The following is a 14,387-nucleotide window of genomic DNA, read 5'->3' on the forward strand; positions in this document are numbered from 1 at the left end:
TGATCCGTCCGTCTGCTGCACCCGGCGCCCCCTTTCTTCGCGAGGTTTCGTAGGGGAGCGAGGCGGTAGCGGAGGGTGGCGCCGTCGTCGTCGCGGCGGTATCCGGGTATCCGGGTGCGGGATCTTCGTGCCAAGGGCTCCTCCCGTCCCCTAGTTCAGGCCGCGTTCTCGACGACCATGGCGATGCCCTGGCCGACCCCGATGCACATGGTGGCGAGCCCGTAGCGCACGTCGGGTCGCCGCTTCATCTCGTGCACCAGCGTGGTGAGGATGCGGGCGCCGGAAGCCCCGAGGGGGTGCCCGAGGGCGATCGCGCCGCCGTTGGGGTTCAGCCGCCCGTCGTCGTACGCCATCCCCCACTCGTGTATCACGGCGAGGCTCTGCGCCGCGAACGCCTCGTTGAGCTCAACGAGGCCCACGTCCTCCATCGTGATCCCCGCCCGGTCCAGGGCCTTCTTCGTCGCGGGCACCGGCCCTATGCCCATGACCCTCGGCGGCACCCCCGCCACCGCGACGCTCCTTATCTTCGCCAGGGGCGTGAGGCCGTGAGCCTCGGCGTAGCCCTTCGAGACCACCAAGACGGCCGCCGCCCCGTCGTTCAGCGTGCTGGAGTTGCCGGCCGTCACGCTGCCCCCTTCGGAGAACGCGGGCCTGAGCTTCGAGAGCTTCTCCATCGTCGTGTCGCGCCTCGGGCCCTCGTCGGCCTCGACGACCGTCTCGGCGCCCTTCTTGCCCTTCACGGCGACCGGCACGATCTCGTCGCGGAACCTCTTGCCGTCCTGGGCGGCGACGGCCTTCTCGTGGCTGTGGAGCGCGAAGCGGTCCTGCGCCTCGCGCGAGACGTCGTAGTCGTCGGCGAGCCCTCCGGGTCGTCCTCGTCCGGGGTGACGAGGAACCGCTCCTGGGCCAGGTTCTCGGCGGTGGTCCCGAGGGAGTCGGTGTGGCCCATCTCCTCCATCCTCGGGTTCACCATGCGCCAGCCCAAGGTGGTGTCGAACGCCGTGGCGTTGCCGGTCGGGAAGGCGCGCTCGGGCTTGGGCGTCACCCACGGGGCGCGGCTCATGGACTCCACCCCGCCGCCCACGTAGGCGTCGGCCTCGCCGAGCATCACGGCGCGCGCCGCCCCCGCCACGGCCTCGAGCCCCGAGCCGCACAGGCGGTTCACCGTGGCGCCGCCGACAGAATCGGGGAAGCCGGCGAGGAGCAGGCTCATCCTGGCGACGTCGCGGTTGTCCTCGCCGGCCTGGTTGGCGCAGCCGAAGTAGACGTCCTCGACCTCTTCGGCGGGGACGCCGGCGCGCTCCATGAGGCCGCCCAGGGCGACCGCCCCGAGGTCGTCGGGCCTGACCGAGCTCAGGGCGCCGCCGTGGCGCCCGATCGGGGTCCTCACCGCGCCGACGATCCAGGCCTCGCGTATCGCTCCTCCGTAGGCCATGCTTTCAGCTCCTCCTTTCAGGCAAGAGCCTGGAATGCGGGACTTCGCGGGCCGACGGACTCACGCCTTTGTTTCCTTCCTCGCCGCTTCGGTCCTCGACTTCAGGTCACGCAAAACGCGCAGCTCCTCCTCGGTGGGCGGCTCGGTCGTGCCGAGCTCTTCTGCCACCCGCAACTCCCAGCCTGTCGCCTCCCTCGCCTCCTCCACGGTAGAGCCCGGGTGGAGCGCGGTTAGAGTGAGCTCTTTCGTCTCGAGGTCGGGACGTAGGACGCCGAGGTCGGTGATGGTGACCGCGGGGCCGGCGCCGGCGTAGCCGAGCTCCCTACGCGAGTCGCCGCCATGGCGGTGTCCGACGGAGGTTACGAAGGCGAGCTCATCCACGAACGCGCGCGGGCTGTGGCGGAGCATAATGATCACCTCCCTGGCCGAGGCCGCGATCTCCGGGCACCCCCCGCCCCGGCAGGCGCACCTTCGGCCCCCGTAGGAGCCCACGACGGTGGTGTTCAGGTTCCCGAAGCGGTCGATCTGGGCCGCCCCCAGGAACCCGACGTCCACGCGACCTGCCTGCAACCAGTAGTTGAAGATTTCGGGGACCGAAACCACGGAGTCGGCGTGCTCGGCGAGCTCGCCGTCGCCGATCGAGAGGGGCAAGACCTCGGGCTTCGCCCCGATGGTGCCGGACTCGTAGATCAGGACGCACTCCGGCGCGTGGGTGAGACGCGCTAGGTTCGCCGCCTGGCTTGGAAGACCAATCCCCACGAAGCACACCGCCCCATCGTTTAGCTCGCGGCTGGCAGCAACGGTCATCATCTCGTCGGCGGTGTAGCCCCGCCCCTCCCCCTCCGTCATCCCATCGCCCCCTCTCGCCGGATGCTCCTCAGGTGCTCGGCGAAGTCCTCCACCCCGAGCACGTGCCTCTCCATCCATCCCCGGAACTTCTCGCGGTCTCGCCCTACGGGGTCCCAGGCCTCGTAGAAGGCGTTGCTCCGGGCGTAGTAGCCGTGGGCGTAGGACGGGTACGCGCCCTGGGGCACCGCGCACACCGCGTCCACCGCTACCGAGGGCAGCACGATCCCGAAGGTGTGCTCCTCGAACGCGTCGACGACCTCCTCGACCGTGACGATCACGCGCTTCGCCGAGAGCGCGGCCTCCTTCTGGATGCCCGTGATCCCCCACAGCAACACGTTGCCCTTGCGGTCCGCCTGCTGGGCGTGGATCACGGCCACGTCCGGGTTCAGCGCCGGCACCGCCGTCAGCTCCTCCCCGGTGAACGGGCACGCGATCGGCTCGATCGTAGGGGTCACCTTCGGCAGGTCGGTGCCTACGTAGCCGCGCAAGACGGCGAACGGGAGGTTCGACGCCCCGGCGGAGTAGCGGTTGGCCATCCCGGCGTGCGAGTGCTCCTCCAGCTCCAGGGCGCGCGGCCAGCCCCGCTCGACGGCGTCGCGGAAGCGGTGCAGGGAGCCGACGCCCGGGTTGCCGCCCCAGGAGAAGACGAGCTTCTTCGCCGCGCCCATCCCTATCATCTGGTCGTAGACGAGGTCGGGGGTCATCCGCACGAGGGTCAGGTCCTTCTTCTCCTGGCGGACGATCTCGTGGGCGGCGGCGAACGGGATGAGGTGCGTGAAGCCCTCCAGCGCGACGGTGTCCCCGTCGTTCACCAGTGCAGCGATTGCCTCGCGCAATGTCACCGTTTCGTTCAACCGGCAACTCCCTTCCGAAAGCAACGCACAGAACGGCCTTCGCTCCCACGTTCTTCAACAATTTGTCCGCACCTCGACCCTTTAGCAGAAGCCAGCGAATTTGCCTGCCGTGCCGAGGTTTCACCTCGCATGTCGCCCTTTGTCGGAGCAGACTCCCGAACCCGCAGCGTCGAGATCGGTAAGGACGCGCTGTGCCGCGGCGAAGGCGGCGTTGGCGGCCGGCACGCCGCAGTACACCGCGCACTGTAGCAATACTTCTGCTATCTCGTCCTCCGTCAGCCCGTTGCGCAGGGCCGCGCGGACGTGCAGCTCGAGCTCCTCCATCTTGCCCAGGGCCACCATCGCGGTCATGGTGACGCAGCTTCGCGTGCGGCGGTCGAGGCCGGGGCGCGCCCAGATCTCGCCCCACGCGTACCGCGTGATGAAGTCCTGGAAGTCCCCGGTGAACGGCGTGGTGCGCGCGACCGCCCGGTCCACGTGGGCGTCGCCCAAGACCTCCCGCCGGACCCGCATCCCCCGCTCGCGGCGCTGGTCGTCCGTGCCGCCTTCGCTCACCGTCTCAGCCGCCCTTCCGGAGGGGCTCCAGGTGGTCCAGGATCTCGCCCGTAACCTCCTCCGGCCTCTCGACGTTGGCGATGTGCGCCGCCCGCTCGATCACGGCGAGGCGGGCGTCGGGGATGCCGCTGCGGATAACCTCGGCCTCCTCGACGGGGGCGGCGGGGTCGTCGGCGCCGGCGACCACGAGCGTCGGGGCCGCGATGTCGCCGAGCCCGGGCCCGAGGTCGGCGTCCCTTATCGCCTCGCAGCACGCCGCGTAGCCCTCGGGGGCGAGTTTCGGAGCATCCGCCCGCCCACCCAAGACGTCGGGCCGCTCCTCACGGAGGGCCGGCGTGAACCAGCGCTCCAGCACCGCGTCGGAGACCGCGTCGACGCCCCCGCCCGGACGGCCTTAGCGCGCGCCTCCCAGGCGTCGGGCGGGTCGAAGCGGGCGGCGGTGCAGAGGAGGACGAGGCGCTCGACGCGCTCGGGCGCCGCGCTCCCGAGCCACATCCCGACCATCCCGCCGATGGAGAGGCCCGCGAAGGAGAAGCGCTCGACGCCGAGGCGGTCCATCAGCGCGAGCACGTCGCGCCCGAGGTCGTCCATCCCGTAGGGGCCGGGGGGACGGGCGAGGCGCCCTGGCCGCGGTGGTCGTAGCGCACGAGGCGGAAGCGCTCGCGGAGGGCGGGGGCCTGGGGGTCCCACATCTCCAGCGTCGTGCCAAGGGAGTTCGCCAGCACGAGGACGGGCGCGTCCTCGGGGCCCTCGATGCGGTGGTGGAGCGAGACGGTCTCTCCCGTCATGTACCGACCTTCCCGAGCGTCGAGCGTCGGCTCGACCAAGATTTCCTCCCGCAGGGAGCTTGCTTTCTCGAACGTCCGGCGGAGGGCGGCTTTCACGAACACGAGGGGCGCTGGTGGCTCAAATTGCTGTCCAACTCCCCTACCGAGCCCCGCCTACGAACGCGAGCATGGTGCCCGAGAGGATCTTCGAGAGTGTACCTGCCTTCTTCGCCGCGCCCGCTTGCGGCAGTGGCTCCCCTCGCCTGCTTCGCCACACGTTGTGCCCCTTCCCATTCCTGTTTTTGCTACGAGGGTATTTTGTTGACTTGCGGGTGAGACGTCCAATACTAATTTGTCGACCGTAGCATACGTTCTAGGTATCATGTACCCGTGGTGTACGGCTCTCCAATGGACCTGCGGCGCCTCCGCTACTTCGTGGTAGTGGCCGAGGAGCAGAACTTCAGCCGTGCGGCCGAGAGGCTGCTCATGGCACAGCCTCCGCTCTCCGACCAAATTAAACGCCTCGAAGGGGCCATCGGGGCCAAACTCTTCGACCGTTCGAGACGCGGCGCGCGCCTGACGGAAGCGGGCGAGCTACTTCTAATGGAGGCGCGGCGGCTCTTGGCGCAGGCCGATCAAGCGGCCGAGATGGTGCGTAGGGTGGGCGACGGGGAGGTGGGCCGTTTGGCGCTAGGGTTCGTCCCTTCGGCCTCCAACAGCGTGTTGTCGCCGGTGTTGTGCGAGTTTCGGGAGCGGTACCCCGACGTGCAACTCTACCTGCAGGAGATGAACCCGGATTGGTTGGTCGACGGCCTGCACGCAGGCCGTGTGGACCTAAGCTTTTTGTACTTGCCGTTCGAAGACGACACTCTCTTGCATCGTCCTGTCTCGCACGAGCCGCTGGTCGTCGCCCTGCCCGAGATGCACAAGCTGGCCACGGAGGAGGAAGTGGACTTGCGCGAACTCGCGGACCAACCGTTCGTGCTGCCTGCGCGCTGGCACATGCCCGGGCTGCACGCGAAGGTCGTAGAGGCGTGCCGCAAGGCGGGTTTCGAACCGAAGGCGGTACAAAAAGAGGTCTGGCTTATGCAGACCGTCGTGGGGTTGGTAGCAGGCGGCATGGGCGTCGCGCTGGTCCCGGCCTCGCTACGGAACCTCGCTAGGGCCGGCGTCGTCTACAAGACGGTGCACGGCTTCTCGCCCACGGTGGAGATGGGCGTCGTCTGGCGGCCCCAGGAGAGGAATCCGGTTGTGCACTCCTTCCTTAGGATCGTGGACGAAATCTGCTGCGGCGGTAACGAGGGTTTCGATCCGACCTCGGCTTAGACGCGAGGACCGTGCATCCGCCTAAAGCCAACACGCAAACGACAGCACCTTCTTCAGGACATCGGTGAGATCCCAGCCTTATGGCCGTGACCGGATGCTCACGGCGGTGAGCTGTTACGCCACGGGGATCGGTAGGAACGCGAGATTCTGCAAATTGCACCACAGAGCCTGAGCGCCCGGATCAGCGCCAAAGGCCGGCCAACACCGCCGGGCTCAACTTCGCCGTCCTCGCGGCCTGGTCATTCGATCGCGCTGCCCCCGTAGCCGAGAAGCGCAAGGCGATGCGCGTAGGCGGTGTAGAGCTCGGGGTAGGTGGGCGTCTCAAGGAGCAGCATCGGCTTTGGACCTCTTCGGGTTGGCGAAGGCCGCTGATCCAAGGACCGAAGACGCCAGCGCCGCGTCGAGGAGGGAGGCCTCGGGGCGGGCTCTGCAGAGCCCGCCGTTCGCGCTTGAAGAGCACTCTGCTAACCTCATGGCCTCGCGTTCGGCCCTTCGTGTAAAAACCTTTTGTATACCGGCTCGGCGTTTGTTTCCCCGAGGGTCGAGGTGACGTGGCGTCGGTCGACTCGTCGGCACGGCGCATGGCGGGGCTACCGCCTTGCGCCGTGCGTAAGACGGGTAGCTCTCTCGGGCTCTTGAGCGCGAGCACCGTCGGAAGCTTTCGTCCAACGCCGTAGTGCCGTCTGGAAACGGATCCTGGGATTTCCTACTCGGGGACGAGTTCGCTGGCGTCTGGCGGGCTCTTGAGCACATCAAACCTCCCTGCGCTGTCGAGGGGAGGTTGTACCAACGCCGGATCGAAGGTTTCCGCGTTGACCGCGCGGGTCATCCCGTTCGCCGTCTCCGCCGAGATCTCCGTGTACTTCTCGAGTATCTTCGCGGACTCCTCAGGGTTGTCGTTGGCCCATTTGCCTGCTTCTTGTATGGCCTGGGCGAACTTGTCGGCGACCTCGGGGTTCTGCTCGGCCCAGTCGCTCGTCGAGAAGTACGCGGTGATGAGGAACTCGTCAGCGACGGCACTGTAGGCGTCGCCGAGGACGCGCGCGTCGCCCGAGGCCTGCGTCAGCGCGGGTTCGGCGACTACGGCTGCGTCGGCCCTCCCCTCCGCGAGCGCGGCTCCCATCTGCGGGAAGGGCAACTCTATGAACCGCACGGAGCTTGCGTCGCCGCCGTTCTCGTCGATCCAGGCCCGCGCGCCGACCTCGGTAATGTTCTTGAGACCGTTGACCGCGACCACCTTACCGTTGAGATCGGCGGCCGATTGTATCGGGGAGTCTTTCGCGACCATGAGCGCCGTGGAAGGGGCTTCGCTGGAGTAAACCGCTCCGGGGGCGACGAGGTTGAGCGGCAGGCCGCGCTCGATGGCGGTTGCCACCGAGACCACGTTGGAGCAACCTATGTCGAGGCTGCCGGACTGGACCGCCGAGACGATGGCCGCGCCGTTGGTTATCGACTGCACCTCGACGTTGAGGCCGACGTCCTCGAAGAAGCCCCTGTCCTTGGCGTAGAAGACCTGGGCTTCCGCGTCGATCGGGATCGTGCCGACGCGTACGGTGGTCGTCCCGTCGGCAGATTGGGCCTGTCCGCTCTGGCCGCCGCAGCCTACCAGGACGAAAGCCAGGGCCAAGACGAACGGGACAAGCAGAAACTTCTTCAGTTTTCGGAGTAACGATGGCAACTTAGACTCCTTTCTCCTCGACACGAAGCTTGAGATCGGAAGCTTTCTCGTCCTTCCCGGGCGGGTGGGTGATCAGCCCGTGGATCTCGTTGCGCAGCTTCAGGAAGTCCGGGTCGCTGCGCGTCTTCGTCTGCTCGCGTGGGCGGGGGAGGTCGACGGGGACCTCGCTTATGACAACCGAGGGCGGCTTGCCGAGGACGAACACACGGTCGGAGAGGTAGACAGCCTCGTCTATGTCGTGGGTGACTAGGAGCACTGTGATGCCGTACTTGGCGCGCAGCCTGAGGACGAGGTCCTCCAGGCCCTCCCTCGTCAACGCGTCGACCGACGCGAACGGCTCGTCGAGGAGCAGTATCTCCGGGCGGAAGGCCACGGAGCGGGCTATAGCGACGCGCTGCTGCATCCCCCCCGAGAGCTGCCAGGGATAGCTGTGCGCGAAGTTCGTCAGGCCCACGGCCTCTATGGCCTCGTTTACCCTCTGCTCCTTCTCGGCCTTGTCGAGACCATTCTGCTTCTTCAAGGGGAACATCACGTTGCCGAGGACCGTAAGCCACGGAAAAAGCGAGCGGCTGTAATCCTGGAAGACCAGGACCATCTCGGGCGGAGGCGCGCTGATGCGCTGCCCGTGCAGGACGACCTGCCCCGAGGACGGCTCCAGCAGGTTGCAGATGGATTTGAGCAGGGTCGTCTTCCCGCAACCCGACGGCCCACGATCGAGATGAACTCCCTCTCCCGCACGTCGAGGGAGATCTCCTTTACCGCGAGCGGGCCGTTCTCCCCGTAGCGTTTCTGCAGGCTCTGGACCTCCAACACCACTGTGTCGGTCGGCCTGTGCTGCGTGGTGTGCATGGACCGTTCGGTAGACACGAAGCCTCCTTGATCTGGTCGCGCTTGCTTCACGATTGCTGCCCCGCCTGCCCGTGATGCCAGGAGAGGACCCTGGCTTCGAGCAAGAGGAAAAGGTTGTTCAGCCCGTAGCCCAGGATCCCGAGCAGAAGGATGCCGCCGAACATCTGGGGGACGGCGAAGGTCCGCTGGGCGTCGAGTATGTAGTATCCGAGGCCGTTGGTGCTGCCTATCATCTCGGAGATCACGACCATGATCAGGGCTAGAGCCAGCCCGACGCGCAGCCCCGTGAAGATCATGGGCAGGGCCGACGGGAAGACGACCCGTCGTATGGCCTCCAAACGCCCCAGCCCGAAGTTCCTCGCGGTGTCGAGGCGCTCCTGGCTGATGCTCCTCGCGCCGTCAGCGCTGTTTAGGAGGACGGGCCAGAACACCCCGAACACGATCACGGTGATCTTCATCGTGTCTCCGATGCCTAAGAGCAGCAGGCCGACGGGGATGATGATCGGCGGCGGTATGGCGCGCAGGAACTCGAAGAACGGATCCAGCGTCTCGAACAACCCCCTGTACGACCCGATGAGCACCCCTATGACGACGCCGAGCACGGAGGCGATGAGGTAACCGATGAACATGCGCACGAGGCTCGGGACGGCGTGCTCCGCGAAGAGGGGCGAGAACCAGTCCTGGTAGAAGGTAGCGAGGATCGTGCTGAATGGCGGGAAGTAGAACGACTGGGCCTGACGGGCAAAAAGCTCCCAGATGATTAGCACGAGCGCCAGCGTGAGAAAGCCGATGGCGTTGTCCTTTACCTTAGTAAGCTTCATGCTTCTCCTTACGTTGCCCGGTTGCGGTAGCCGGCCCCCCAGAACAGGGCTTTACCCTCGATCTTCCTGAACAGGACGTTCAGCGCGTACCCGAGGATGCCCGCGAACAGGATCCCCGCGTACATCTCGGGGAGCTGGGCGGCCTGCTCCGTCTGGGCGACGTAGTAGCCTATGCCGCTGTTGCCGGCTATGAGTTCGGCCGTGATGGTGAGGACCAGGGCGATGGCCGCACTCGTGCGGAAGCCCGTGGCGATGCTCGGGAGCGCGGAGGGCAGGGTTACCCGCCAGAGTATCGCGGCCCTCGAGAGGCCGAAATTACGCGCCGTGTCGATCGCCACCGGATCTATGCCCCTGACCCCGTAGTACGTGTTTATCAGGATCGGCCAGAACGCCGCGAAGGCGATAACGGAGACCCGCATCCCGTACCCGAGGCCGAAGAGGAGGATGGCCAGCGGGATGAGCGAGACCGCCGGCACGGGACGAAGCAGCTCGACGACGACCTTGACGGCATTGTCGAAGGTCCTGAACGTTCCCATGAGGACGCCCACAAAGACGGCCAGGACCGTTGCCAATGCGAGACCCTCCGCGTAGGCGAGGAGCGTCGCGCCGACCTGGCCCGAGATTTCGCCAGACACGATTCCCCCAAAGAGGGCGCCAAAAATCTCGGTCGGAGGAGGAAAATATTCGGAGATCAGCCCCGCCCGCGTTACCGCCTCGAGCAGCGCCGTAACGAGCAGGACGAAGGCCCACCCCTTGACGTTGATCGCCTGCAGGACACGGCTCTGGCTCCCTTTACCCATCGCGCTCACCCGCCTTCGCCTCGATCTTCTCCGCTCGCCCCACCTTTTCGCGCTCCAGCACGGGCAGCACGCTGAGGTGGATGGCGTTCCGGTCGCCCTTGCCGCCTATCGTGCTCAGGGCTCGCCCGACCTCCTCCAACGGGTAGAGGTGGGTGAGCATCTTCTCGAGCGGGTACCTCCCGGACTCTATGATCTTGATCGCCGGTGCCACCGAGCGCAGGTCGTGCCCGCGAACCCCCCTCACCGTCAGCTCTTTCCTGTAGATCGCCATGCTGTCGAAGGCGGGGACCGGCTCGTGCTTCTGACCGGCCAGGATGACGACGCCGAGCTTGCGCGTGAACTCGAGGGCCAGCGCGAGGGGCTCGGTCGTACCGGCCGAGACGTCCACCACCACGTCGGCGAGGGCGCCGGCGGTGATCTCGCGGACCTTCCGGACGGCGTCTTCCTCCCGAACGTCTATTGTGTGGGTGGCCCCAAGGCTACGTGCCACCTCGAATCGCCTGGCGTCCTCCGTCAGGCCGGTGACGATGATGCACGAGGCCCCGGCCTCCTTCGCGGCCACCACGCACCCGAGGCCGTGCTGGCCAGGACCCTGGATCACGACGGTGCTGCCGATGCCGACCCCGCCGACCTCCGTCATCCAACGTATGCCGTTCGCGATCGGGATGAAGAGCGGCCCCATCTCGGCCGGAACGTGATCCGCTATCTTGTAGAGTATCGAGTGCGGATGCAGGTACTGCAGTTCGCTGTAGCCTCCCCACAACGAGGGCGAGACAGACGTCGGGACGGCGCCGTAACGCAGGTATTCTCCGGGTGCCGCAAGCATCGGGTCGCTGGCATCGCAGAGTCGGTAGTTCCCCGTAAGGCACATGGGGCAGTAACCGCAGGGGATGAACTCCTCGACGACGACCCTGTCGCCCTTCGAAACCCCCCAGCGCTTCGCGGCCTCCTCACCAACCTCGTGGATGCGACCGATGTTATGGTGGCCCTGGATCCGGGCTGAGGCGGTCCGTGCGCTGCGGGACCCTGCCTTATGCCCGCGTAGAAGGGCCAGTCGCTGCCGCACACCCGGAAGCCTCTACCTTTAGCAGGCCGTCGTTGTCCTTCACCCGCGGGACCGGAAACTCCCGGACCTCGGTCCGGCCCGGTCCCAGCGTAACCGCGGCTAGACATCTTTCAGGCACCGCGTCCCCCTTCGAAATTCTCCGAGGATCGCGGCAACCGGTTCTTTTTGGGGGCAGCCTTTCTGAGGGTGCTCTGCGCCTCATTCTGGCCTCACGAACTCGGCGAAGTCGGCGTGCGCCCTCCTAGTCAGGCTCTCGACCTCCAAGGGGTCCAGGTAGATCTCCGAGCCGTCCTCGAGATCCCGAACCAGCAGCCTCGGCCCGTTGGCGGAGTCGTCTTTCATGATCTCGACGGAGGCGAACTCGTTTCTTAGCAATATTCTGTTGTTCTTCCCGTTCTCCATGTCGGCGCGCCCTGCTAAACCATGAACGTGAGGTTGTAGAGAGGGGACGCATTGTTGACCAGCATCGCCTTCTTGCGGCGTATTCGCAAGGCATCCTCGCCGAGGCGCAGGCGATGTTCGTACCGCCCCGCGAAGATGCGCTGCTCGTTGCGCCTTACCTCAAAGATCGCGAAGTTGGAGTAGACGACAACCTCCCCGTCCTCGGACTCCTCGACCTCTACGTTGCTGATCATGCGCCGGGTCCTCGACGGTGGGATTTGGGCGTGGGCTGGCCCGCGAACCAAGCGCCACACACGATCTTCCATGCGAAACCGGTCGTCGTAGAGGATGGACGTCTCGCGCTTTGGGTCCAGGTCGTCCTTGCCCTCCGGAATCCAGTACGTTGCGTCGTCCGTGAAAAGCTCCAGCCACTCGTCGAGTCGCATGTCGTCGAGCAAAGCCGCCTCCCTGAACAGGAAGTCCTCGGCTTCCTGACGGGAAAGCTTCTGCGTCTGCGGGGAAGATGTCACTTGGCCTCCCCGTCCATAGTCATGAGGCGCCTCCACTCGCGGTACTGGCCGCGCTGGGGAGTCTCGTCCGACGGTTGACCCCAGCGAGAGCCGTTTTCGAGCACCTTCTCGTCGTGGATGCCGCGCAGGAGCACAAGCCATTCGACACTCTCCGCCTTCAAGCCCTCCTGGACGCAAGCGAAGGCTTCGTAGTCGTCCGGCCCCACGAAACCGGCCGCGGAGAAGCCCTCCTCGTGCTCGCGAAGGCGCTGCTCGTTCAACTCCTCGGGCGCCCCGTTCAGCATTACGGGGTACATGTTGACGACCGTCTTCGTCGGTGAGACGGGCCGAATGACCCTCACCTGGTTCAGGATAAGGTACAAGTTCGGGAAGATGAAGATGTTCATCTGGGCCATGAGCTCCCGAAAACGCTCGGGCCCGTGCTTCTCTTCCAGCCGGGCGAAATACTCGGGATGAGCACTTTTGAGCTCGTCTATGGTCTTATCGCCGGCCTCGCGCGCCAATATGGCGTGACCGTTCGAGAATGCCTCGGTCCAACCCTTGCCCTCGTCCCTGGACGCGATCCTCGCGTGGACCCTGTCCTGGCTGCGTGCCTGTATCTTGAAGAACGAGTCGTGGAGAAACATCGCGTGGTAGCCATCGACGCCGTTCTCCATCTGAAACTTCCAGTTGCCCGGGTACTCGTGCTGGTTGGCGCCGGCGGAGAGCGAAATCTCGCCCTCCACGGAAAGGTCTAAAAATGCGTCCACGTAGGGTTTTGCCTGCGCCAGGTAGCCAACAAGCCCTTCTATCTCCGGGTTGAAGCTTGCGAAGACGAGGCCACGGTAGTTCTCCACGCGTGGTACCTGCTGCAGGTTGAGCTCGCTGAGGTCGAAATCCTCGGGATAGCGCTTGCGCCGCGGAACGCCGACAAGGTCGCCGGTATTCTTGAACGTCCAGCCGTGGTAGGGGCAACGGAAAAAGTTGCTGTTCCCCTTCGCCTCCCGGCAGACAATCGATCCTCGATGCGGACACCTGTTGACGAGTACCCGGATCTCCCCGTTCTCGTCTTTCGTCAGGATAACCGGCTGAGTACCGATGTAGGAGGCTTTGAAGTCGCCCGTGTTGGTCACCTCGGATTCGTGCCCGACGAATACCCAGGTCCTGTTGAAGATCCTTCGCATCTCCAGGTCGAAGACCTCGGGGTGAGAGTAGACACCTCGGTGAATGCGATCTTCCCGAACTAGATCGCCGGCGTCGATGCCAGCTTCGGGTCGGCCGGTCCTATCTAAGGTATCCATCCATACTCTCCTTCCGAGGTTTCACCGCTCAAACAAGCACCGAATGCCGCACAGCTACAGGAGGGCCGTTAATTATCTAGAGAACAGCCTCGCCAGTTGCTGCAGCAATGTTTGCGCTCTCCGCATGAATGCAAGCTCGCGTCTCCTTTCCTTCCGTCGCTATTGTGGCCTCGGTGTTTGCATACGTCCAATATCAATTTGTTGAACTATCTATATCTGCCATGTATCGTTACGGTGTGGAGCTTAGACACCTACGCTACTTTGTGGCTGTTGCAGAGGAGCTTAGCTTCAGCCGGGCTGCGCAACGGCTGCACATGGCCCAACCGCCGCTCAGTACGCAGATCAAACAGCTGGAGCAGGAGATCGGGGCTCGACTCTTCGATAGGACGGGGAGAAGCGTGCAACTGACCGAAGCCGGACGGCTGTTTCTGCAAGAAGTGCGTCGGATTTTTGTTCAGGTCGAGCAGGCCTCTCGTATGGCTCGAGAGGCTGACCAGGGGGAGCTCGGGCGGCTAAGTTTGGGATTCATACCCGCGGCCTCCAACGACCTGCTGCCGGAGGTCCTGCGCGAGTTCAGAAGGCGCTTCCCCAAGGTAGAGCTGTATATGCACGAGTTGATGCCGGATCGAGTGGTGCAGAGCCTGCACGACAGACGAGTGGACGTCAGCTTTCTCTTCCTCCCATGCGAAGATCAGGACGTCCCGTGCAAGGTCGTTTCTCGCGAGCCCCTCGTGGTCGCCTTACCCGAGACCCACCCATTAGCTTCCGAGCCGAAGTTGGAAATGCGGGACCTCGCCAACGAGGACTTCGTGCTGCCAGCCCGATACTCTACGCCCAGTTTGTACGGCAAAATCGTGGAGGTGTGTCACCGGTCGGGGTTCCTCCCCAACGCGGTGCAGGAAGAGGTGGGCCTCATGCAGACCGTACTCGGTGTGGTTGCGGGTGGCTTAGGAATTGCCCTAGTACCTGCCTCACTGCGGAACCTGAACCGCAGGGGTGTGGTTTACAAGGAGCTACGAAACCCGGAGGCCGTGGTGGAGATGGGTGTCGTCTGGCGGCGCGGCGACAATTCCCCGGTTCTTGCCTCGTTTCTCCGAGTCGTAGGTGAGGTGTCCGAGCGGAAGATCAAAGAGCAAGCCGAGCCCGAAAACCGCCTCGAGCAACCCCACAACGTTAGCCAAGGCTGAGCCCCCGAC

The 14,387-nt window shown here is 65.2% G+C and carries 14 protein-coding genes and 2 pseudogenes; 2 read left to right on the forward strand and 14 right to left on the reverse strand.

Annotated elements, in window-relative coordinates; genetic code table 11:
- Nucleotides 1-155: 155 nt before the first annotated feature.
- From GBA65_RS17405 to GBA65_RS26740, 6 genes and pseudogenes are all read right to left on the reverse strand, one after another.
- Nucleotides 156-1,417, reverse strand: a pseudogene (locus GBA65_RS17405) (thiolase family protein).
- Between the two features lie 78 nt (nt 1,418-1,495).
- On the reverse strand, nt 1,496-2,284 hold the full coding sequence (locus tag GBA65_RS17410; protein WP_166397637.1) for a CoA-transferase subunit beta: 789 nt from the start codon (nt 2,282-2,284) through the stop codon (nt 1,496-1,498).
- Nucleotides 2,281-3,138: a CoA transferase subunit A gene (locus GBA65_RS17415; protein WP_166397638.1), complete on the reverse strand. Its 858-nt coding sequence runs from the start codon at nt 3,136-3,138 to the stop codon at nt 2,281-2,283. The genes GBA65_RS17410 and GBA65_RS17415 overlap by 4 nt, the downstream gene beginning before the upstream one ends.
- Before the next feature lie 120 nt (nt 3,139-3,258).
- Nucleotides 3,259-3,693: a 4-carboxymuconolactone decarboxylase gene (gene pcaC / locus GBA65_RS17420; RefSeq protein WP_228281442.1), complete on the reverse strand. Its 435-nt coding sequence runs from the start codon at nt 3,691-3,693 to the stop codon at nt 3,259-3,261.
- Between the two features lie 4 nt (nt 3,694-3,697).
- The gene (locus GBA65_RS23495; protein ID WP_207956393.1) at nt 3,698-4,048 is read right to left on the reverse strand and encodes an alpha/beta fold hydrolase; all 351 of its coding nucleotides are present in this window, start codon (nt 4,046-4,048) and stop codon (nt 3,698-3,700) included.
- Nucleotides 3,931-4,481 (reverse strand): annotated as a pseudogene (locus GBA65_RS26740) (alpha/beta fold hydrolase). Before GBA65_RS26740 ends, GBA65_RS23495 begins: the two are co-directional and overlap by 118 nt.
- Before the next feature lie 420 nt (nt 4,482-4,901).
- Here GBA65_RS26740 and GBA65_RS17430 point away from each other — a divergent pair.
- On the forward strand, nt 4,902-5,786 hold the full coding sequence (locus tag GBA65_RS17430) for a LysR family transcriptional regulator (RefSeq protein ID WP_407691019.1): 885 nt from the start codon (nt 4,902-4,904) through the stop codon (nt 5,784-5,786).
- Between the two features lie 706 nt (nt 5,787-6,492).
- Here GBA65_RS17430 and GBA65_RS17435 read toward each other — a convergent pair.
- From GBA65_RS17435 to GBA65_RS17470, 8 genes are all read right to left on the reverse strand, one after another.
- Nucleotides 6,493-7,488: an ABC transporter substrate-binding protein gene (locus GBA65_RS17435; RefSeq protein ID WP_166397640.1), complete on the reverse strand. Its 996-nt coding sequence runs from the start codon at nt 7,486-7,488 to the stop codon at nt 6,493-6,495.
- Nucleotides 7,466-8,389 (reverse strand): ABC transporter ATP-binding protein, encoded by a 924-nt coding sequence (locus tag GBA65_RS17440; protein WP_207956370.1) that lies wholly within the window; start codon nt 8,387-8,389, stop codon nt 7,466-7,468. Before GBA65_RS17440 ends, GBA65_RS17435 begins: the two co-directional genes overlap by 23 nt.
- Entirely contained in the window at nt 8,361-9,134 is a 774-nt protein-coding gene (locus GBA65_RS17445; RefSeq protein ID WP_166397641.1) for an ABC transporter permease, read from the reverse strand. Before GBA65_RS17445 ends, GBA65_RS17440 begins: the two co-directional genes overlap by 29 nt.
- A gap of 8 nt (nt 9,135-9,142) precedes the next feature.
- Nucleotides 9,143-9,934 carry an ABC transporter permease gene (locus tag GBA65_RS17450; protein ID WP_166397642.1) on the reverse strand — a complete coding sequence of 264 codons (792 nt, stop codon included), beginning with the start codon at nt 9,932-9,934 and terminating at the stop codon, nt 9,143-9,145.
- Nucleotides 9,927-11,000, reverse strand: coding sequence for a zinc-dependent alcohol dehydrogenase (locus tag GBA65_RS17455; protein ID WP_166397643.1), 1,074 nt, complete (start codon nt 10,998-11,000; stop codon nt 9,927-9,929). The genes GBA65_RS17450 and GBA65_RS17455 overlap by 8 nt, the downstream gene beginning before the upstream one ends.
- Before the next feature lie 198 nt (nt 11,001-11,198).
- Nucleotides 11,199-11,402: a hypothetical protein gene (locus tag GBA65_RS17460; RefSeq protein ID WP_166397644.1), complete on the reverse strand. Its 204-nt coding sequence runs from the start codon at nt 11,400-11,402 to the stop codon at nt 11,199-11,201.
- A gap of 14 nt (nt 11,403-11,416) precedes the next feature.
- On the reverse strand, nt 11,417-11,839 hold the full coding sequence (locus GBA65_RS17465) for an aromatic-ring-hydroxylating dioxygenase subunit beta (protein WP_407691020.1): 423 nt from the start codon (nt 11,837-11,839) through the stop codon (nt 11,417-11,419).
- 68 nt (nt 11,840-11,907) lie between these two features.
- A complete protein-coding gene (locus GBA65_RS17470) occupies nt 11,908-13,191 on the reverse strand; it encodes an aromatic ring-hydroxylating oxygenase subunit alpha (RefSeq protein WP_166397646.1) in 1,284 nt (427 codons plus the stop codon).
- 236 nt (nt 13,192-13,427) lie between these two features.
- Between GBA65_RS17470 and GBA65_RS17475 the strand changes: the two genes are divergently transcribed.
- Nucleotides 13,428-14,378, forward strand: a complete 951-nt coding sequence (locus GBA65_RS17475) for a LysR family transcriptional regulator (RefSeq protein ID WP_166397647.1) — start codon at nt 13,428-13,430, stop codon at nt 14,376-14,378.
- Nucleotides 14,379-14,387: the final 9 nt, after the last annotated feature.

It is taken from the genome of Rubrobacter marinus (assembly GCF_011492965.1).
Lineage (GTDB): Bacteria > Actinomycetota > Rubrobacteria > Rubrobacterales > Rubrobacteraceae > Rubrobacter_F > Rubrobacter_F marinus.

What these genes read in the sequence shown, in the direction of transcription:
- GBA65_RS17410 (WP_166397637.1), bottom strand. Translation starts at nt 2,284, where the DNA reads ATGACGGAGGGGGAGGGGCGGGGCTACACCGCCGACGAGATGATGACC.
- GBA65_RS17445 (WP_166397641.1), bottom strand. Translation starts at nt 9,134, where the DNA reads ATGAAGCTTACTAAGGTAAAGGACAACGCCATCGGCTTTCTCACGCTG.
- GBA65_RS17450 (WP_166397642.1), bottom strand. Translation starts at nt 9,934, where the DNA reads ATGGGTAAAGGGAGCCAGAGCCGTGTCCTGCAGGCGATCAACGTCAAG.
- GBA65_RS17460 (WP_166397644.1), bottom strand. Translation starts at nt 11,402, where the DNA reads ATGGAGAACGGGAAGAACAACAGAATATTGCTAAGAAACGAGTTCGCC.
- GBA65_RS17470 (WP_166397646.1), bottom strand. Translation starts at nt 13,191, where the DNA reads ATGGATACCTTAGATAGGACCGGCCGACCCGAAGCTGGCATCGACGCC.